Origin of the sequence: Bradyrhizobium sp. CCGUVB1N3 (genome assembly GCF_024199925.1) — a bacterium.
Classification (GTDB): Bacteria; Pseudomonadota; Alphaproteobacteria; order Rhizobiales; family Xanthobacteraceae; genus Bradyrhizobium.
Genome location: NZ_JANADR010000001.1, coordinates 897,694 through 918,446, shown reverse-complemented (window position 1 = coordinate 918,446; position 20,753 = coordinate 897,694). Strand labels below are relative to the sequence as shown.

Annotated in this window: 17 protein-coding genes; 12 read left to right on the top strand and 5 right to left on the bottom strand. The window is 63.6% G+C overall.

The genetic code is table 11. The annotated features are described in order from the left end of the window. The first annotated feature begins 135 nt into the window (after positions 1-135). The 11 genes from NLM33_RS04240 to NLM33_RS04190 all read left to right on the top strand — a co-directional run bounded on the left by NLM33_RS04240 (position 136) and on the right by NLM33_RS04190 (position 16,019). A complete protein-coding gene (locus NLM33_RS04240; RefSeq protein WP_254094887.1) occupies positions 136-1,614 on the top strand; it encodes a YdiU family protein in 1,479 nt (492 codons plus the stop codon). Positions 1,615-1,844: 230 nt separating this feature from the next. Further along, a complete protein-coding gene (locus tag NLM33_RS04235) occupies positions 1,845-2,693 on the top strand; it encodes a phosphodiesterase (RefSeq protein WP_254094886.1) in 849 nt (282 codons plus the stop codon). A 1-nt stretch (position 2,694) separates the two neighbouring features. Continuing rightward, positions 2,695-3,645 carry a carbohydrate ABC transporter permease gene (locus NLM33_RS04230; protein WP_254094885.1) on the top strand — a complete coding sequence of 317 codons (951 nt, stop codon included), beginning with the start codon at positions 2,695-2,697 and terminating at the stop codon, positions 3,643-3,645. Then, positions 3,642-4,523, top strand: coding sequence for a carbohydrate ABC transporter permease (locus NLM33_RS04225; protein WP_254094884.1), 882 nt, complete (start codon positions 3,642-3,644; stop codon positions 4,521-4,523). Before NLM33_RS04230 ends, NLM33_RS04225 begins: the two co-directional genes overlap by 4 nt. 11 nt (positions 4,524-4,534) lie before the next feature. Further along, a complete protein-coding gene (locus NLM33_RS04220) occupies positions 4,535-5,854 on the top strand; it encodes an ABC transporter substrate-binding protein (protein WP_254094883.1) in 1,320 nt (439 codons plus the stop codon). Between the two features lie 198 nt (positions 5,855-6,052). Beyond that, the gene (locus NLM33_RS04215; protein ID WP_254094882.1) at positions 6,053-7,177 is read left to right on the top strand and encodes a helix-turn-helix domain-containing protein; all 1,125 of its coding nucleotides are present in this window, start codon (positions 6,053-6,055) and stop codon (positions 7,175-7,177) included. A 309-nt stretch (positions 7,178-7,486) separates the two neighbouring features. After that, positions 7,487-10,402 carry an autotransporter domain-containing protein gene (locus NLM33_RS04210; RefSeq protein WP_254094881.1) on the top strand — a complete coding sequence of 972 codons (2,916 nt, stop codon included), beginning with the start codon at positions 7,487-7,489 and terminating at the stop codon, positions 10,400-10,402. Positions 10,403-10,405: 3 nt separating this feature from the next. Then, the gene (locus NLM33_RS04205; RefSeq protein WP_254094880.1) at positions 10,406-10,816 is read left to right on the top strand and encodes a hypothetical protein; all 411 of its coding nucleotides are present in this window, start codon (positions 10,406-10,408) and stop codon (positions 10,814-10,816) included. 68 nt (positions 10,817-10,884) lie between these two features. After that, positions 10,885-12,459 (top strand): outer membrane protein, encoded by a 1,575-nt coding sequence (locus NLM33_RS04200; protein WP_254094879.1) that lies wholly within the window; start codon positions 10,885-10,887, stop codon positions 12,457-12,459. Between the two features lie 478 nt (positions 12,460-12,937). After that, positions 12,938-14,086 (top strand): ribonuclease D, encoded by a 1,149-nt coding sequence (rnd, locus tag NLM33_RS04195; protein ID WP_254094878.1) that lies wholly within the window; start codon positions 12,938-12,940, stop codon positions 14,084-14,086. A gap of 301 nt (positions 14,087-14,387) precedes the next feature. Further along, on the top strand, positions 14,388-16,019 hold the full coding sequence (locus tag NLM33_RS04190; RefSeq protein ID WP_254094877.1) for a tetratricopeptide repeat protein: 1,632 nt from the start codon (positions 14,388-14,390) through the stop codon (positions 16,017-16,019). Positions 16,020-16,086: 67 nt separating this feature from the next. Here the strand turns inward: NLM33_RS04190 and NLM33_RS04185 are convergent, their stop codons facing one another. From NLM33_RS04185 to NLM33_RS04165, 5 genes are all read right to left on the bottom strand, one after another. Continuing rightward, positions 16,087-17,469 (bottom strand): aspartate aminotransferase family protein, encoded by a 1,383-nt coding sequence (locus tag NLM33_RS04185; RefSeq protein ID WP_254094876.1) that lies wholly within the window; start codon positions 17,467-17,469, stop codon positions 16,087-16,089. Positions 17,470-17,616: 147 nt separating this feature from the next. Beyond that, the gene (locus NLM33_RS04180) at positions 17,617-17,760 is read right to left on the bottom strand and encodes a hypothetical protein (protein ID WP_254094875.1); all 144 of its coding nucleotides are present in this window, start codon (positions 17,758-17,760) and stop codon (positions 17,617-17,619) included. 65 nt (positions 17,761-17,825) lie between these two features. Then, positions 17,826-18,389, bottom strand: coding sequence for an isochorismatase family protein (locus NLM33_RS04175; protein WP_254094874.1), 564 nt, complete (start codon positions 18,387-18,389; stop codon positions 17,826-17,828). A 25-nt stretch (positions 18,390-18,414) separates the two neighbouring features. Beyond that, positions 18,415-19,035, bottom strand: coding sequence for a GNAT family N-acetyltransferase (locus NLM33_RS04170; protein WP_254094873.1), 621 nt, complete (start codon positions 19,033-19,035; stop codon positions 18,415-18,417). Beyond that, complete coding sequence (locus tag NLM33_RS04165) at positions 19,022-19,639, bottom strand: hypothetical protein (protein ID WP_254094872.1); 618 nt, start codon at positions 19,637-19,639, stop codon at positions 19,022-19,024. Before NLM33_RS04165 ends, NLM33_RS04170 begins: the two co-directional genes overlap by 14 nt. A 66-nt stretch (positions 19,640-19,705) precedes the next feature. Between NLM33_RS04165 and NLM33_RS04160 the strand changes: the two genes are divergently transcribed. Further along, the gene (locus NLM33_RS04160; RefSeq protein WP_254094871.1) at positions 19,706-20,749 is read left to right on the top strand and encodes a LysR family transcriptional regulator; all 1,044 of its coding nucleotides are present in this window, start codon (positions 19,706-19,708) and stop codon (positions 20,747-20,749) included. Positions 20,750-20,753 lie beyond the last annotated feature (4 nt).

Genomic DNA, 20,753 nt, shown 5'->3' with positions numbered 1-20,753 from the left:
TTGCGGGTGGGTTTACCCGACGAGGCCGGGGGCGGCAACCAAGGGAACGGGCTGTTTTGGGCCCGAACCGTGCATTTTTGGCCCGTCTCGGCCTAAGCCTTTGCCGATGCGCGTTCCAGGCCTATCTTTAGGCCTATGACTGTCCATTTCCCGTTCCAGAACTCCTATTCGGCGCTGCCGGACACCTTCTTCGCCCGCGTCGCACCGACCCCGGTTGCCGCACCCCGGCTGATCAAGCTGAACCGGCCGCTGGCCCTCCAGCTCGGGCTTGATCCGGACCTGCTGGAGACGCCGGAGGGGGCCGAGATCCTGGCAGGCAAGACGGTTCCTGCCGGCGCAGACCCCATCGCCATGGCCTATGCCGGCCACCAGTTCGGGCAGTTCGTGCCCCAGCTCGGCGACGGCCGGGCGATCCTGCTCGGCGAGGTCATCGACAAGGACGGTGGTCGCCGCGACATCCAGCTCAAGGGCTCAGGTCCCACCCCCTTCTCGCGCCGCGGCGATGGCCGCGCCGCGCTCGGACCGGTGCTGCGGGAATACGTGGTCAGCGAAGCGATGAATGCGCTCGGCATCCCGACCACGCGCTCGCTCGCCGCCGTCGTCACCGGCGAGCACGTGATCCGCGAGACCGCGCTGCCGGGCGCCGTGCTGACCCGCGTGGCGTCGAGCCACATCCGCGTCGGCACCTTCCAGTATTTTGCCGTGCGCCGCGACACCGACGCGATCCGCCGCCTCGCCGACCATGTCATCGACAGGCACTATCCGGAGCTGCGCAGCGCGGAGCGCCCCTATCACGCGCTGCTCGCCGGCGTCGTTGCGCGCCAGGCCGATCTCGTCGCGCGCTGGCTCCTGGTCGGCTTCATCCATGGCGTGATGAACACCGACAACACCTCGATCTCCGGCGAGACCATCGATTACGGCCCCTGCGCCTTCATGGACTCCTACGATCCCGCGCAGGTGTTCTCGTCGATCGACGAAATGGGCCGCTACGCCTATGCCAACCAGCCCCGCATCGCGCTGTGGAATCTGACGCGGCTCGCCGAATGCCTGTTGCCGCTGTTCTCCGACGATCAGGAGAAGGCGATCGAACAGGCGCAGGACATTCTTGGCGCGTTCCCGGACGCGTTCACCAGGGCTTATCAGGGGGGCCTGCGCAGGAAGGTCGGCCTGTTCACGGAACACGACGGCGACGAGGCGTTGATCCAGGACCTGCTGGATGCGATGGCGAAGAATGCCGCCGACTTCACCCTCACCTTCCGCAAGCTCGGCGACGCCGCAGGCAACGAAAACGGAGTTGCTGACGTCCGCGCACAGTTCATGGACCCGGCGGCGTTCGACGATTGGGCCAAACGCTGGCGCGAGCGCATCGCCGCAGAGCCGCAGTCCGCATCCGAGCGGCAGGCCGCCATGCACGCCGTCAACCCGGCCTTCATCCCGCGCAATCACCGGGTCGAAGCGGTGATCCGCGCCGCCGTTGACAACGACGACTACGCACCGTTCGAAGAGCTGGTGAAGGTGCTGGCCAAGCCGTACGAGAATCAGCCGGAGTACGCGGCCTATCAGGACCCGCCGCTGCCGGATCAGCGCGTGCTGCGGACGTTTTGCGGGACGTGAGGCTGGCGCAGACCGTACGAACTTGCGCACGGTCAACACGAATCCGACACGCCCGGCGATCGGCTCCCTACCGCACCGCGAGACGACCCGGTTGACCTCGTCTGCCGTTCTGCCCAACAATTTGCGGCGTCGGCAACCACTGTCATCAAACTGAAACACTCGCACTCTAACCGGCTGGCGGGCCGTCTTGCCGGAGGCGACCGTCCTCCCAGAGACAAGACACACGCGCCATGCCTTTCAAATTCATCCACCTCACCGACACGCATCTTGCGGGCCCGGGCCTGAAACTCTATGGCCTCGATCCGCGTGCCCGCCTCGACGCCGCCATCGCCGATATCAACAAGCACCATTCGGATGCCGCCTTCACGGTCGTGACCGGCGATCTCACCCATTGGGGTGACCCTGCGGCCTATGCGGATTTCGCTGGCGCGATGGCCCCTCTCAAGATGCCCTACATCGCGATGGTCGGTAATCACGACCGGCGCGTAGCCTGCCTCGACGGGCTCAAGGCCGCGCCGCGCGATGCCAACGGTTTCGTACAGGGCACGCGGACCACGGAACACGGCCTGTTCGTCTTCCTCGACACGCTGGACGAGACCAGCGACGCCGGCGAGATGTGCGCAAAGCGCCTCGGCTGGCTTGCGGAGACGCTCGCCAAAGCGCCCGCTGATGTGCCGTTCGTGGTGTTCATGCATCATCCGCCGTTCCCGGTCGGCGTCCACGCGATGGACGAGATCGCGCTGAAGCAGAGCGCTGAATTTGCCGAGGTGATCGCGCCCTATCGTTCCCGCATCCGCCACCTCTTCTTCGGCCATGTGCACCGTCCGATCTCGGGCAGCTACGGCAAGATCCCCTTCTCCACCCTGCGCGGCACCAACCACCAGGTCTGGTTCGAGCTCGATGCGAAGGCTCCGCATCTCGCAAGCCACGAGCCGCCGGCCTATGGCGTGGTGCTGATCGACCAGGAAAACCTGGTCGTGCACAGCCACGACTTCCTCGACACGAGCTTGCGCTTCCCCTTCTCCTCACCGGAGGGAATGGACGATCGCGACTATGCACTCAACTTCGCGGCGCGGTGAGATGAGCCTTGCCGAGCCCGCGGCTCTCCCGGTCGCGGCGATCGCATCGTCGCGCCCTCCCGTGGTGAGGCGATTGTCCGCCGCGGTCAAAGCCTCGCTTCCGGCCTATCTGCTGCTGCTGCCGTCGCTCATCTTCCTCGCGGCTTTCACCTATGGCGCAGTGGGGCGGGTCATCGTGGATGCGCTCTATCAGCGCGCCACGCCGCGGGCGCCGAGCCGCTTCGTTGGGCTGGACAATGTCGCAGCCGTGCTCGCCGACCCCGCGTTCACAGGCGCGGTCGTCAACAATCTCATCTACGCGGTCGGCACCGTGGTGCCGAGCATGGCGCTCGCCTTCCTCTTTGCGCTGGCGCTGTCCCGCACCAATGCGGTGACGAGTGCGCTGCGCGCCGCGCTGTTCCTGCCGGTGCTGATCCCGATGGTCGCGGCATCCGCGCTGTTCCTGTTCATCTTCCTGCCCAATGTCGGGCTGCTCGATCACTATATCGGCCGCCTGCTTCCGGTGCTGCCGAACTGGCTCGGCGATCCCGACATCGCGCTCGTTGCGATCATGGTGATCACGATCTGGAAGAACGCCGGCTACTACATGCTGTTCTTCCTTGCAGGCCTCCAGGCCGTGCCGGAAGACGCGATGGAAGCCTCATATCTCGACGGCGCGGGCCCGTGGCAGCGCCTGCGCTACATCATCCTGCCGGAGCTGCGCCCGACCTTCCTGTTCGTCACCGTGATCGCCGGCCTCAACGCCGTGACGCAGGTCGACCACGTCTTCGTCATGACCAAGGGTGGGCCGTCGAACGCGACCAATCTCGTGCTGTTCTACATCTACCAGCAGGCGGTCGAGCATTACGACGTCGGCAAGGCCTCGGCGGCAACGCTGCTCTCGCTCGGCGTGCTGATGGGGCTGACGGCGCTGTCCTTCCGCACGCTTGCCAACCGCGAGGGCGGGTCATGAAACTGTTCAAGCAACTGTTCAAGCAACTTTTCAAGGACGCGCCGCTCGCCACCCGCAACGAGATCACGCCAAAGCTCGGCTTTGCACTGGTGGTGCTGCTCGCGCTGGTCTGGCTGATCCCGTTCCTGTGGATGGTGGTGGCGACGCTGCGGCCGGCCTCCGATGGCATCAACGCCATGGCCGAGCTGATGCCGAGCATGAAGCCCACGCTCGACAACATCAGGGATGCCTGGGACATCGGCGACTTCCCGCGCTACTTCCTTAACACCACCATCATCTGCACCGGCATCCTGCTGGTGCAACTCGTCACCGTGACGCTGGCGGGCTTCGCCTTCGCGCGCCTCGCGTTCGCCGGCAAGACGCTGATCTTCTATCTCTTCCTGTTGCAGCTCATGCTGGTGCCGGTGCTCTTGATCGTGCCGAACCTGACGCTGGTGGCAAAGCTCGGGCTCTACGACACGCTGACCGGCGTGATGATGCCGTTCTTCGCCTCGGCCTTCGGCACCTTCCTGATGCGCCAGGCCTTCGAGGCCATTCCGACCGAGCTGGAGGACGCGGCGCTGATCGATGGCGCCGGCGTGTTCGCGCGCATCCGCCACATCTACGTGCCGCTGTCGCTGCCGAGCTTCTCTGCGTTTGCGATCGTCTCCGTCACCAGCCACTGGAACGACTTCCTCTGGCCGCTGATGGTGATCAATTCGCCGGACAAGCGTCCGCTCACCGTGGGGCTGTCCGTGTTCACCACCACGGCCGAAGGCACGCAGGCCTGGGGCACGATCGCCGCCGGCACCTTGATCGTGATCGCGCCGCTGCTCGTCACATTCCTGATTTTCCAGAAGCGCTTCATCAGCTCTTTCGTCACCTCAGGCATCAAATAGGAGATTTTCCGATGCTGCTCTCCCGCCGGCTCGCGCTCGGCCTCACCATCGCGGGCGCCCTCGCCTTTCCAGCCTTTGCCGAAGGCCCGACCGAGATCGATCTGTTCTTCCCCGTCCCCGTGGACGGCAAGCTCGCCCGCGACATGGGCACCTTGATCAAGGAGTTCAACGAGAGCCATCCCGAGGTCAAGACGACCGCGGTCTATACCGGCTCCTATGACGAAACGCTGATCAAGACGCGCGCCGCGATCAAGGCCGGCAAGCCGCCGGCTGCCGTGATCATGTCGGCGAACTTCCTCCTGGACATGCAGATCGAGAGCGAGCTCACCAATCTCGATTCCTTGATCGCCGCTGACGGCACCACCAAGGCTCAGTTCCTCGGCCAGTTCTTTGCGGCGCTGAGCGGCAACGCCATGATCAACCGCTCGGTCTATGGCGTGCCGTTCCAGAATTCGACGCCGCTGCTCTACATCAACGCCGAGCATGCCAAGGAAGCCGGTCTTGATCCCGACAAGCCGCCGCAGACCTGGGCCGAGGTCACCGACTGGGCCAAGAAGCTGACCAAGCGCGAGGGCGACAAGGTCACGCGCTGGGGCATCGAGATTCCCTGCGCTTATGATTATTGCGGCTGGATGATGGAGACGCTCACCATGTCCAATGGCGGGCGCTACTACAACGAGGAGTTCGGCGGCGAAGTCTATTACGACACGCCCTCGATGCTCGGCGCGCTCTCCTGGTGGAACGACCTCATCGCCAAGCACAAGGTGCATCCGCCGGGCGCAACGCCAGGCCCGGCCGTGTCTACCGCCTTCATCTCCGGCAACGCCTCGATGATGATGCTCTCGACGGGCTCGCTCACTTACGTGCGCGACAACGCCAAATTCCCCTACAAGGTCGCCTTCATCCCGCGCAACGTCCGCAACGCCGTGCCGATCGGCGGCGCGTCGCTGATCATTCCGGCCGGTCTCGAGGCCGACAAGCAGAAGGCGGCCTGGACGCTGATCAAGTGGATGACCTCGCCGGAGAAGAGCGGCTGGTGGAGCCGCGCCACGGGCTATTTCGCCCCGAACATGGCCGCCTACAAGACGCCGGAGATGCTCGACTTCCTCGGCAAGAATCCGGACGCCAAGACCGCGGTCGACCAGCTCGACGTCGCAAAGCCCTGGTTCGCGACCTACAAGACCGTGCCGGTCCGCAAGACCCTCGAGGACGAGGTGATGCTGGTCCTGAACGGCAAGAAGCAGCCGAAGGACGCACTCGCCGCCGCGCAGAAGGCCGCCGACGAGCTGCTCAAGCCCTACAACGCGGAGACCGCACTGAAGCTGCCCTGATACCGGGGAGCTTCAGAAGATGAACCAGATCTCGGCGTCCCCACATCGGGGGCGCCGAGGGCTATCTGGTTGACGCCCCAGCCACTTGGCGCCGCTGCTCGGCGCCGGCTCGCGCAATCGCAGCTGCGAGCGCAGTCGATATTTTCCCAAAACTTCCATTGCTTCCCGCAGATTCCCTTGTAATCATGGCGGCTGACTTTGGCCCTCATCGTGCTAGGGCATTGCCGCTTCGTTAGAACCAAATTCAACTGGAAAGGCACCAACTACTCGCGCGGTAAGTTGGACATTCGTTCAGACATGGCAGAGCACGCAGAGAGAATCCCCCATTCGATCCTCGACACACGCGGCCTCCCCGGAAAGCAGGCGTTCAAACTCTGGCAGGAGCATACCGGTCTCCACTACGACCTGCGCGCGCTGAAGGAATATCCGCCAACCTACGAAGTACGCACGGATGCTTGGCAGGTTGGCAACGTTCTGATTGCCGACTTTCAGCAGCCTGCCCAGGACTGGAGCCGCTCCCGCACCTGCATCGCACGCGATGGGTTGGATATGTACATGGTGCAGATCCTGCGCAGAGGCTGGAGCGGCCCGCGGGACGGCGGGGACACGGTCCGCGCCGACGACATCATGATTTACGACATGGCGCAGCCCAGCGACCGGCGCGGGGGCGACAACCGGGCACTCGCGCTGTTCTTGCCACGCAATCTGCTCGGCCCTCATCTCAAATCGCCGGACGAGCACAATCTGCACCTGTTGCCGTCGAGCGACCCGCTTGCCGCGCTCGTCAGGGATCATATCGTCGGCCTTCGCGCGCGGCTGTCCGGCATGTCGCTTGATCAGGCTCAAGCGGTGATACCTGCCACTGTGCAGTTGATTGCTGCGGCGCTCAACGGCACGGTTCACGAAGAACAGGCCGGCAGTGTGCGGATGGCGATGACCGAGCGGATTTGCTCGTACATCAACGCTCATGTCCTCGAGCCGGACCTCAATCCGGAAACCATTGCCGGCCGCTTTGGAATGACGCGACGCAATCTCGGCTATCTCTTCGAATCCCATGGCGGTGTTGCGGCCTACATACGACGAAAGCGCCTGTCCTTGATTCGTGCGGCCTTGGCTCATCCGGCACACAGAGGTCAGTCGATCGAGGCGATCGCCGAGGCGCATGGATTTAATCACTATCGCAGCTTCGCTCTCGCCTTTCAGCGGCAGTTCGATCTCACCCCACGCGAGGTGCGCGTGCGGGCTATCGAGGGCAAAGCGTTGTCGGCAACGTCGGACAACACGCTCGCAGAGTGGGTGCACTGGCTCAGACTCATGAATTGACCGAGCAGACGAATCTTGCGGCGGCATAGCGACGGATGACGCCTGGAGCGCCATGAGCGGCGAAGACCATGCTCGTCGCGTCATACTGGAAGGCGATTTCCGAAAGGCAAGCTGCGCATCAGCTGCGCATGATTCTTCCCTCTAGCTTAGCGGCCAGCTCTCTCTTTCCCACCATTTCCTGTTTCACTTCCCGTCATTTCCGAATTCGCGCCAACGCGCTGCTCGATCTGTCCTTTCCGCGCACCTTCCGTCAAAGAAACATGAGACAGGCCCCGGTCGTGCCTGCCGAATTGAATGACGGAAATGCAGATGATCTCGACAGGACAAGCGCGACAACCGGCCCATCCTTTCTCCCGCTCCATTCTCAGATCGCCCCGTGCGCTGCGGAGGAACGGCTCGCGCGCGCGTTCGCTCTCGCTGCTGCTCGCGTCGACGGCGCTGCCCACCTTGATCTTCGCGCAACCGGCCGAGGCAGGAAATCCGGTGTGGACGGGGGCCTCATCCTCGAACTGGTTCTACTCCGGCAACTGGAATCCCGGCGTGCCAAACGCGACCGACACCGTGACCATCGACCAGGTCTCGACCAACCCGACCGTGATCAGCGGCGCGGCGGCGAGCGCATTGTCGACCTATGTCGGCGCAGCGGCGACGGGGCAGCTCACCATCACGAACGGCGGCACCCTGAGCGACTCAAATGCCGCTATCGGCTTTCAGGCGGGCAGCACGGGCACTGTGACCGTTACCGGCGCCGGCTCGAACTGGATCAACGTCGGCGACATCTCGATCGGACGCGCCGGCAGCGGCACTCTGCAGGTTCTGTCGGGCGGCAGCGTCAGTGCCGTGAACGCGTATCTTGGCGATCTCACGAGCAGCGCGCACGGCGATCTGACCGTCAGCGGTGCCGGCTCTTCCTTCTCGACCTCGAGTACGCTGATTGTCGGAAATGCCGGATCTGGCAGCCTGACCATCGCGAACGGCGGCCAGGTCACGAGCAGCGGTGGTGTTGGCATCGGCTTCAATGGCCAGGGAACGGTGAGCGTCGACGGCGCCGGCTCGAGTTGGACCTCGGCGGGCTTTTTTGTAGTCGGCGAGCAAGCGCAAGGCACTCTCTCCATCACGAACGGCGCCAGCGTCACGAGCGGCTTCGCCTGTGTGGGCTTTCAGCCCGGAGGATACGGCTCGATCACTGTCGACGGCGCCGGCTCGTCCTGGTTGATGAACGGCCTCGTGCTGGGCTTCGGCGGCAGTGGCGGCCAAAGCCTTCTGACGATCGCGAATGGTGGCGCGGTGACCGTCGCCTCCGGTGTAGTCATTGTGGGCTTTGGCAGCTTTGGCGAAATCGATATCGGCGCAGGCGCTGGTCTGACCGCGGCCGCGCCAGGCACGCTCAACGCATCGCTCGTCCAGTTTCAGAGCGGGATGATCCCGACCGGAGCGGTCAGGTTCAACCACACTTCCTCAAACTATGTCTTTGCTCCAACATTGGCAGGCAATGGCGAGATCATCCAGGACGCCGGCGTCACACGCGTCACTGCCGATAGCAGCGGCTTCACCGGCCTCGCCTACATCAACGGCGGCACGCTCGCGGTGACCGGCTCGCTCGCCAATTCGACAGCGATGACGATTCAGACTGGAGGCACGCTGGCTGGCGACGGTACGGTCGGCGGCACCATCCACATGTATGACGGTATTCTTGCGCCCGGCTGGAATGGCACGGGCACCCTGAACGTCCAGGGCAGCCTCGTCATGAGCAGTGCCTCAACCTATCTCGTGCAGATTTCAGGAACGAGCACGACCAGCGCGGCTGTGACGGGCACCGCCCAACTCGCCGGCACCGTCTCGGTGCAAGTGCTGAGCCGTGTGTCGTCGACGACGACCTATACCATCCTGACAGGCACGGGCGGGGTGAGCGGCACGTTCGACACGGTGCTGCTCAGCGGCACAGGGCTCGCGCGGAACGCGCGCCTGACCTACAGCGGAACGAGCGTGCTGCTGACGCTCGATCCCGGGCTGTTGTCGCCGTCGCTGTCGGGCGCGACCATCAACCAGCGCAACGTCGCGGCCGGAATCGACAATGCGCTGACCGCCGGCGCCAACCCGTCGAATGGCTTCAACGCTCTGCTCGGCTTGACCGGCGCCAATCTCAACAACGCCCTCACTCAGGCGTCCGGCGAGCATGCAACCGGAGTCCAGCAGGTCAGCTTCGATGCGATGGACAGCTTCGTTGGGACGATGCTCGATCCGTTCGGCCATCTCGGCAACGTTGGAGCCGGTGGCGGCGCCCTCGCCTTTGCTGACGCAAGCGGCGCGGACGGCCGCGGCAGTGCGCGCGACGCGTTCGCCTCCATGCAGCACAAGGCACCGGTTGGCGCGGAGTTCGCCACGCGCTGGAACGTGTGGGCGGCCGGCTATGGCGGCGCGCAGAATGCGGACGGCAATGCCATCGTCGGCTCGCACACAACGAGCAGCCATGCCTACGCCGTGGCCGCCGGCGCCGACTATCGTCTCTCGCCCGACACGATCGTGGGTTTCGCGCTTGGCGGCGGCGGCACCAGCTTCAATCTCGACAGCGGCCTTGGTGGCGGCCACTCCGACCTGTTCCAGGCCGGAGCCTTCGCGCGGCACTATTTCGGCCAGACTTATCTCGCCGGCGCGCTCGCTTATGGCTGGCAAGACGTCACTACCGATCGGACGGTGACCATCGCCGGTCTGGACCGGCTGCAGGGCCGCTTCAATGCCAACGCCCTCTCGGGCCGCGTCGAGGCCGGTCATCGCTACGAGCTGTCCTGGGTGGCGCTGACGCCTTATGCTGCCGGTCAGGCGACCACGCTGTTTCTGCCGGGCTTCAGCGAGCAGGCCGTGACCGGGACCAATACCTTCGCGCTCGCCTACGGCGGCAAGGACGTCACGGCCTCGCGCAGCGAACTCGGCCTGCGAAGCGATCGGTCCTATTCTTCCGGGGATACGATCGTGACGCTGCGCGGCCGCACGGCCTGGGCCCACAATTTCGATGTCGCGCGCACGGCGACCGCGACATTCGAGACGTTGCCGCAGTCAGGCTTCGTCGTGAACGGCGCGAGCCAGGCCCACGATTCCGCGCTGCTCACCGGCGCCGCCGAGATCGCCTGGCGCAACGGCTTCTCACTGGGCGGCAGCATCGATTCTGAACTCGCCACCACCCGGCGCAGCGTCGTCGGCAAGGCCGTCGCACGCTATGTCTGGTAGCCGTTGGCAGAGCGGGATGATGAAGTTTGCGGAATTAGAACGGCAAGCGGCACCGGCCTTCATGTCAGGCGGGACGGTCACAGTGAATGGCGATCGGGCGACATCACGCTGGCCCAGAACGCAAACTCTTCCGGCACGCTCATTATCGGCAACGACGCTACCAGCCCCGCGTCGGCGCCTGGATCGATCAACGCGGCTACCATCACCATGGGTGCGGGTGCCGCGGAGATCGACTTCAATCACACGAGCACGAACTACGTGTTCAGCCCATCCGTCTCCTTCCTCCCGGTGGACAGGCATCTTTTTCCCGCGCCTTCCAGTTTCGCTTCCTGTTTTTTCCGATTTGGCGACAGCTCGTCGTTCGGCCTGTTCATCCCGCCCGCGCTTCGGCAAGACCATGCGACGGGCATCTGAATCGGATCAGCAAGATCCGCCGCGACCGCGGCGGAGCCTACCAAACTGATTGGGGTTGGGGATTTGAAATGAAAAAGCTTCTGCTCGCTCTGGGCGCGGTCACCGCAATGACCGGGGTGGCCTCGGCGGCCGACCTCGCGGCCACGCCCTATGTAAAAGCGCCAGCGCCCGTCGCCGCGCCGAGCTGGACCGGCTTCTATGTGTTCGGCGGCGGCGGTGGCGGCCTGTGGGCGGCTGACAGCAACGTTGTCAGCTCTGGAATTGATCCCGCTGCCGTTGGACCGGCTGGCACGGCATTGTCGCGGGACCAGCGCCTCGGCGGCAGCGGCTGGTTCGGCACGGTTGGCGCGGGTTACGATTGGCAGTTCAATGGCAACTGGGTGGCAGGCGTCTTTGCTGACGGACAGTTCGGAGACATCAGCGGTACGATCGCGGACCCCTGGTCCGACTTTTTCCCGGCAGGACGCGTAAAGCTTCGTACAAGTTATGCGGCGGGTGTGCGACTCGGGACTTTGGTCGCGCCGAATGTTCTTTCCTACGTCAATGCGGGCTATTCCGGCTCTGATTGGTCAGGTGCCACGCTCTCGGATCCATTCACTAGAGGTCGCTTCGCTGGCACTCCATTGCTCACCACGCCGTCCTTCCATCGGGATGGTTGGTTCATCGGTGGTGGCGTGGAAAACAGTCTGAACATCTTCGGCATTTCGGCGCCTGGCTGGTTCATGAAGACCGAATATCGGTCCGCTTACTACGCTCGCGCGACGCTTCCCGAGACTTTCATTCCAACTGGCGGCCCTGCTGTAGCGGCAGTGACATTCAAGCCGTGGGTGCAGACCGTCAGCACCTCGCTGGTCTACCGCTTCAACTCGACGGGAACGGTTGGGGCCGCGGATTCGGCTCCGAGGCTGTATACGAAGGCAGCTGCTGGGATCGCGGCGCCGCATTGGACCGGCTTCTACGCCTTCGGTGGCGGCGGCGGCGGCCTCTGGAATGCCGACAGCAACGCCGTCGCCTCGCCGGCTGCGGCTGCATTCTTTGCGCCGGGCACGCCCTTCACGCGCGACCAACGGATGGCTGGCAGCGGGTGGTTCGGCACCGTTGGCGCCGGCTACGACTGGCAGTTTGGCAGCAACTGGGTCGCCGGCGTTTTCGCTGACGGACAGTTCGGAGACATTCGTGGCTCGCTCGCCACTCCGAACATGCCGGATACGGAGGGTACCGAGAAACTGCGAACCAGTTACGCCGCCGGTGTCAGGCTGGGTTATCTGGTCGCGCCGAATGTCCTGTCCTATGTCAACGCGGGTTACTCAGGGTCCGAGTGGTCGGGGACGACTCAGAGTTTCATTTTTCTCCCAATCTCGGCATTCGCCACGACACCCTCGTTCCGTCGTGACGGCTGGTTCGTGGGCGGAGGCGTCGAGAACAGCCTGAACATCTTCGGAATCTCCGCGCCGGGCTGGTTCATGAAGACCGAATACCGGTCAGCGTTCTACAACCGGATTACTCTGCCGCAGACGACGCTGCCGGCGTTCGGCGGCATCGACCCGGGCACTGCAATCACGTTCAAGCCCTGGGTGCAGACCATCAGCACCTCGATCGTCTACCGCTTCAACTCGGATGGCGCAGTGGTCGCGAAGTACTGATCCGATCTGCAGCTCGAACATCAAAGCCCCGGCATCGTCCGGGGCTTTTTTGCGGGTGCTCAGCCGAGCACATTGTGCGTCGAGCGATTCACCCGCTGGTCAGGTGCCAGCCGTTAACCTCCCGTCCACCATCCGCCTCGCCCTTCCGCCGGTAACCACGACAATTAACAGGCCGTCAATTTACCCCCGACAAGTCTAGCGATCTTTCGGGGGGAGTTGGCCGTGGATCTGTTGGTTTTCGAGTTCCTGGGACTGGCGATGCTCGCCATGTGCGTGGTCGTGGTGGCGCTGCCCTGCGGGCGGAAGCCGTCGCAGCGGATCCGGTACGAGTAGGATTTCGCGTCCGCGGCCTGCGGATTGGCCCGTCCGCGGCCGGCATCGGCGATTCCGGCCGAAATCAAGCCTCGAATTCGTTCCAACCCCCTTGACATCACAGCACTTTCGGCAGAACGGCTGATGTACGTGTCATGGGCCGTTCATGGATCTGATTACCACCACCGCTGAGCTCGCCGCTGCCTGCAGCCGGCTGGCCGAGCATCCTGTCATTACCGTCGATACCGAGTTCCTGCGCGAGACCACCTACTACCCGCTCCTGTGCGTGGTGCAGATGGCGAGCCCGAAGGAGGCCGTGGTCATTGATGCTCTGGCGGAGGGCATCGACCTCAAGCCGTTCTTCGAGCTGATGGGCAACGAGAAGATCCTGAAGGTCTTCCACGCCGCCCGCCAGGACATCGAGATCATCTGGCACCAGGCCAACATCATCCCGCATCCGGTGTTCGACACCCAGGTCGCGGCCATGGTGCTTGGCTATGGCGACAGCATCGCCTACGACCAGCTCGTCGAGAAGGTCACCGGTCATCGGCCGGACAAGACCCATCGCTTCACCGACTGGTCGCGCCGGCCGCTGACGAAGGAGCAGATGCACTATGCGGTATCGGACGTCACGCACCTGCGCGAGGTGTTCGCCGCGCTCGACGCCGACCTGAAGAAGCGCCGCCGCAGCGAATGGGTCTCGATCGAGATGGAGATCCTGACCTCGCCCCGCACCTACGACTTCCACCCCGAGCGCGCCTGGGAGCGGCTCAAGACCCGGGTGCGCAAGCCGAAGGACCTGGCGGTGCTGATGGAGGTCGCGGCGTGGCGCGAGCAGGAAGCGCAAAGCCGCGACGTGCCGCGCGGTCGCGTGCTGCGCGACGAGGCAATCAGCGACATCGCGACCCACGCGCCGACCACGCTGGAGAAGCTCGCGCATCTGCGCTCGGTGCCGAAGGGTTTTGAAAAATCCAGGTGGGGTGCGGACATCGTCGCCGCGGTCGAGCGCGGGCTGGCGCGCGACCTCTCGAAGCTGCCGAAGCTGGAGAAGCCGCGCAACAACTCCAACGGCGCGGCGATCGTCGAGCTGCTCAAGGTGCTGCTGCGGATGACCGCGGAGCGCCATGCGGTGGCGAGCAAGGTGATCGCCACCGTCGACGATCTCGAAGAGATCGCGGCCGACGACGAGGCCGACGTGCCCGCGCTGCGCGGCTGGCGCCGCGAGCTGTTCGGCGACGCCGCCCTGAAGCTGAAGCACGGCCAGCTCGCGCTCGCGATCGACAAGGGCCGCGTAATCGGCGTCACCCGGGCGTAAGGAGCCGGCGACTCTCGCAAAGTCGTCGTGGTGAAAGCCAGGTAGCGGCAGGGACGCCCATTGCTGGACGCCCTCCGCACAGATCCGTACGTGCCCATTAAGGCATACGGCTCCCGCCTCGGGTGGGTACCGCAGGCCGCGGATGTGCGGCTGGCGGCATGCGACCCGGCAACCAAGGCCGTGACCTCCACCTGCCCCAGAGCCAAATTTGCGCGCCGAAGCATAATCGTTTGCCCGAAACGCGGCTCACGCTCGTTTAACACACTGTGCGGATCAAATCGTCCAACCGGAAAGGGCAGGTATGAAAGGGCAAACTAGAGAAGCCGCGCGCGCAGAAGCAATGGTAGCCCTTCTGAACCGTGGCAATCACATGATGGATCAGGGCAAGTTGGCCAAAGCCATCGAGGCCTATCGCGAACTGATTACCCTTGCTCCTCAATTTGGCCCGGGACATCGCAATCTCGCATTGGCGCTCGAACAGGTTGGAGAGCTTGCTGAAGCGCTATCGGTATGCCGCCATGCGGTAGAGATTCAGCCCGACGATCTCGAAGCCTATCTGATTATGGCCAGTCTGCTGCTCAAGCTTGAGCGGACAGATCAAGCGGTCACCATGTACCAACTTGCCGCCTTGGCGGCGCCCGGCAGATCCGATGTCCAAGCCAGCCTGGCGGCCGCGTTGACCCGGCAGGGACGGCTGGATGAGGCGAGCGCAGCGTGCCAAAAGGCAATTGAACTCTCCCCGCAAAACGTCGGCGCGTACGTTAACCTCGGGATCATTCACAGCAAGAGAGACGATTTCGAAGGCGCAGTCGATATCTACAGAAAAGCGATCAGCATCGATCCGAATTCACCCGAAGTCTCGACGAATTTGGGCGTGGCATTGAGCAATCTAGGCATGAGCCAGGCGGCAATAGCGACATCCCGTCGCGCAATTGAGCTTAGACCTGGCGACCCGATGCTTCACTACAATCACGCAATGCTTCTCCTCCTGGCTGGTGATCTCAAAGCGGGCTTTCGAGAGTTCGAGTGGAGGCATTCTCACCCAGCTCCGAGGTTCAGGCCTGGCGCATTCGATGTCCCTCGCTGGAGAGGAGAATGTCGCAACGGCCGAACCCTGTTGATTCATGCCGAGCAAGGACTTGGCGACACCTTGCACTTTGCTCGCTTCGTGCCTGCAGCTGCCGCAACAGGAGGCCCGGTCGTTCTGCAGGCTCAGCCCCAATTGGTCGAGTTGCTACGAGACAGCCTCGACGTGACCGTGATCTCGCGTGACGAGCCAGCGCCACCGTTCGACCTGCACGTGCCGCTAATGAGCCTGGCCTATGAGCTTGGTACCAGCATCGAGACGATCCCGGCAGAACGACCATATCTCAAGGCTGCCCCGGCAAAAGTTGCTGCTTGGCAACGGAGGCTCGCTAAATTCTCTGGCCTCAAAGTCGGGGTCGTTTGGGCAGGAAACCCCGGCCATCTGCATGACCGGAAGCGCTCTCTGTTGGGCGAAGTTCTCCTACCAAACCTTCTGATTCCCGGCATCCAACTCTTCAGCCTGCAAAAGGAGGCCCGCACGAGCGACCGTCCGGTACTCGAACAGCTGAAGGACAGGGTTGTTGATTTGGAGCCTCTCCTGACGAACTTCGCGGAGACAGCGGCTGCTGCGAGCGTAATGGATCTCGTAATCACCGTGGATACAGCGGTCGCACATATGGCAGGCGCACTTGGCAAGCCGACCTGGATTCTGCTGCCGCATATTCTGGACTGGCGGTGGTTCTATGAGCAGGAAGATAGTCCGTGGTACCCGACTGTTCGCTTGTTCCGCCAACATCGACCCGGGGACTGGGAAAGTGTGCTCAATCGGCTACCTCGAGAACTGGAACGTCACGCGGCAGATGTCCGACCGCCAGCGGAGCCGCAAAAGGCAATCCGCCAGGTCTGAGGTCCTGGCGTTCGCCAGGACGACACCGAGAATGTGACCAATCGCTACGGTCATGCCGACCGCCGCCCTACGCCGGCGTCAGCTTCGCAGCCTCCGCCTTCATATCATCCAGCACGCCCGCGATGGTGCCGACCAGCTCGTCGATCTGGCCCTTGGTGACGATCAACGGCGGGCAGATGGCGACGGCTTCGAGCATGTTGCGCGAGATGACGCCGCGCTCCTGGAGCATGCGCGCCGCGATGCCGCCGACGGCACCGGGCGTGCTTGCGGCCGTCTTGCGCTGCTTGTCGAGCACGAGTTCGATCGCGGCGATCATGCCGACGCCGCGGACCTCACCGACGAGCGGATGGCCCGAAAGTTCGCGCAGCCGCGCCTGCATATGGGCACCCGTCTCCGCGGCATGCGCGACCAGGCCGCGCTCCTCGATGATCTTGAGGTTTTCCAGCGCGACCGCCGCGCCGACCGGATGACCGCCTGCCGTGAAACCGTGGCCGAGAACGCCGATCTTGTTGCTCTCGTCCGCGATCGGCTCGAACATCCGGTCGTTCATCAGGACCGCCGAGAACGGGAAATAGCTCGAGGTGATCTGCTTGGAGACGACGATCGCATCGGGCTTGATGTTGTAGGTGTCGCAGCCGAACATCTTGCCGGTGCGGCCGAAGCCGCAAATGACCTCGTCGGCGACGAGCAGGATGTCATGCTTCTTCAGGACCTGCTGGACCTTGTCCCAATAGGTCGCGGGCGGAACGATCACGCCGCCTGCCCCCATCACCGGCTCGCCGAAGAAGGCCGCGATGGTCTCCGGACCTTCCCTCACGATCAGCGCTTCCAGCTCCTCGGCGCGCCGCGTCGCAAAGGCTTCCTCGCTCTCGCCGGCATGGCCGTCCTTGTAGAAATGCGGCGAGCCCGTGTGCAGGATATTCGGCAACGGAAGATCGAAGGAGCGGTGATTGTTCGGCAGGCCGGTGAGGCTTGCGGAGGCGATCGTGACGCCGTGATAGGCGCGCATGCGGCTGATCACCTTCTTGCGCTGTGGCTGTCCGAGAGCGTTCGAACGATAAGCGATCAGCTTCAGCACCGTGTCATTGGCCTCCGAGCCGGAGTTGGTGAAGAACACCTTGCTCATTGGCACCGGCGCGAGAGCGACGAGCTTCTCGGCGAGGTCGATCGAGGGCCCGTGCGATTTCGCGGAGAACGTATGATAGAACGGCAGGGCTTGCATCTGCCGGTATGCGGCCTCGACCAGCCGCTTCTCGTTGAAGCCGAGCCCGACGCTCCACAGGCCGGCCATCGCCTCGAAATAGCGCTTGCCCGCGGCGTCGAAGACATAGGGCCCCTCGCCGCGCTCGATCACCAGCGGGCCATTCTGCTGATGGGTGCGCGCATTGGTATAGGGATGGAGCTGGTAGGCGACATCGCGGGCTTCTTGCGAATTGGGCAGCATGGTCATCATATCATTCCTTCAGCCTTCGGCTCGCGCCGAAACGGAGCTCGTCTGTCGACGGCGTCGTCACTTGGCTATTGCGGCACGACACAACTTGCAACGCCAATTCGTCGGCAGCACAGCAGCGTTGCAGGAAACAGGTAAAGCCTCGGTTCAGGCGGCCCCGTCATCGTCGCCGTCATCCGAGGCAGCCTCGGCCGCCTCGCGCGCCTCGACGATTGCCATTGAGAGCAGATAGACGGTCGTCGACAGGCCGAGCCGGCGCGCCGCTTCAAGGGCGCGCGACAGATCGCTCACAAGATCTTCCAGCTCTTGCCCCCGGGACAATGTCGTCAATCATCCTTGTCGCGGGCCGCGCTCGTCTACACCGCGATGGCGCCGCTGGTCCTGATGAGCTCGGCCCCTGGGCCGATAGTAGCAAAATTACCGATCACGTTCACCACCGACTGCTTGTAGGTCGCCGCGTCGCCATGGCCCGGATGGCGGCAGGCGACAGCATCAGAGACGACCTGGTAGCGATGGCTCCTGTGAAACCCGTCGACCACCGTCGCCAAAATCGTCTCGTCGAGGGAGAAACCCAGCAGCACGTAGCGGATGTTCCGGATGTTCGCAGTGTAGTCCGCGAACCGTGCGGAACTGTAGGCCGACGGCAGCGGATGCTCGAACATCATCTCGCCCGGCCGCGGCTTCAGCTCGACAATCCAATCGGTCAGCTTGGATGCCGGATTGAACCAGGCGGCCTGCGCAATGCGCTTCAGGTGCATCACTGGCCAAAGATTGTCGCGCCACAGCGTCAACAACTCCAGGCAGCGCGAGGTCGTGGCGTCGCCATCGAGAATGACATGGCGACGCCCGGGGGTCAGATATTCGATCTGCAGATCGGCGCAAACCAGGATCGGCGGATCGTCGTGAGTGAAGTCCGGCATTTTCTTGTTCGCAGCTGCACCAATATCAGTGTTCGGCCGTCGAGAGGTTATGCAGTGGCGACGTCACCGCCCGTCCTGCCGACGCGTCGAGCACACCGGGCCGGTCCCAATCACCCTCGGGGCGGATGATCACGTAAGGATCGCTGTCCAGCGTGATCGCGTCCGGCCCCGGCTCGATCTCGAGCACCATCTCGGTATAGGAAAAATCCGAGAAGGTGATCTTGCGATTGTGGCCGAGCGGCTTGGCGCCGAAATGGGCCCAGAAGTCGACCAGCCGATCCTGCGCCTGCCCATAGATCTTGCGGAAGCCCTTGCGCTTCACATAATCGACGCTCGCCTGCACGAGCTTGAACGACACGCGCGAGCGCCTGTACTGGTGCCGCACCGCGAGCCGCTCGACCTTTGCGAATTCGCCGAAGAAGCGAACCCGGAGGCAGCCCGCGGGCTCGTTGCCGATGAAGCCGATGAAATGCGCGGCGACCAAATCGTTGCCGTCGAACTCTTCCTCGAACGGACAGTCCTGCTCGGCGAGATACACCGCCGAGCGGATGGCCGTGACCAGCATCAGGTCGCTGGGGTCGCGTGCGATGCGGATCGTGATGGCGCGCGAGTCGGGTTTGGCTAAAGGAATTCTAGTGCCGTGCATCTGCAAAACTCCTTGCTTCGATCATCGCACCCCGCCCGTGCAGGGGCAGTCGATTCCATGGCCGCTCGTAACACCAGAGGTCGGGCTGGAAGCTCGCGATAGGTTCAAAACCGGTCGCCTTCATGATGTCGCGTCCAGCCGCAGTCGACGGCTGCGCGAAACAATCGGCACTTCGTAGCCGTGGCTGTCGCAGATGCGCGGCTGCCTTGCCCAAACCGGCGATGCCGCGGCCGGTGGTCGCGATGGCCCAGATGTAGGTGGCCGAGACCTCCTCGTTGCCAGATGCGAGATACCCGATGTCGGGCTCGGTCAGACAGATCTCGTCGAGCAGCAACGCGTCATGGCCGCGCTCATTGAGAAACAGGAAGGCCATGCCACCGACCAGCGCACCGTTCCGGGTGAAGGTCAGAAGGCATTGGGAATCGAAGGTGAAATAGCGCGCGAGCTGCTGCTCGCCGATCCGCACGCCGGGGACCAACCGATGCGCCATGTCGGCAAGCGCGGCAATTTCGGAAAATTGCGCACAATGGACATCGACGTCTGGACTGAGCGGCAGCGCGTCAAATTCATGCCTTGCGGCAAACGAGCCCCTTTCCATACCCATCCCACCCCTCTATCGTTTCGCCCCGTCCCGTTAGGATGAGGAGCTTATCGGGTAAGGAACGGGTGTATGCAGCAACTATTGCACCGGGGTGCTGCGATGACGCAGCACCGCAGCGATGAGTCCCTGGATGCATCCTGGGACGATTTGAAGCTGTTTTTAGCTTGCGCAAAATATAAAAGTTTCCGCAACGCTGCCGAGGAGCTCGGCCTTACCTCGACGACGCTGATGCGCCGGATCGACCGGCTCGAAGAGAGCATCGGCTGCAAGCTGTTTCTGCGCGACCAGAGCGGATTGACGCTGAGCGACGAAGGCACGGCGATGATCTCCGATGTTACTCTGATGGAGCGCCACGCCTTCAATGTATTTCGCCGCGCCTCGCGTGGTTCGAGCGACGCGACGGGCACCGTGCGCGTCGCAGTGACGGAGGGCCCCGGCAATTTCTGGATCCTGCCGCGGCTGATCGATTTCCAGAAGACGTATCGCAAGATCACCGTCGACTTGCGCTGCGCGATGGAGCAGGCCGATGTTGCCCGTCTGGAGTCCGATATCGCGATCCAGCTGGAGCCGCCGACCAATCCCGATCTGATCGTGGCAAAGCTTGGCCGGCTGCACATCTACCCCTTCGTCTCCAAGGATTACGAGAGCCTGCACGGCGTGCCCGGCACGCTTGCCGATTTGCAGAACCACAGGATCATCAAGCAGAGCGCGCCGCAGGTCGACGACACCGCCTATGCCCGCATCCTGGGGCTCACGTCGCTCGAGGGCATCGTCGGGATCAAGACCAACTCGTCGGTCGGCGTGCTCTATGCGGTGGAACGCGGCGCCGGCATCGGCTTTCTGCCGACGGTGTCGATCGCACTCGGCGCGCCGCTTGTCGCCGTCGATCTCGGCGTCAGTCACCACGCCGATCTCTGGCTCACCTATCACAAGGAATTCCGCGCCTCCGAGCGACACAGGATCGTAGTCGAGTGGCTGAAGAAGATCTTCGATCCGCGCACCTATCCCTGCTTCCGCGACGAGTTCATCCACCCGAACGCGCTGGTGCCGATGATGGCGGCGGCCCGGGAGAGCTTTGGCCTGACGGGCTATGTCGCGGCGACGCCGACCTGATCGG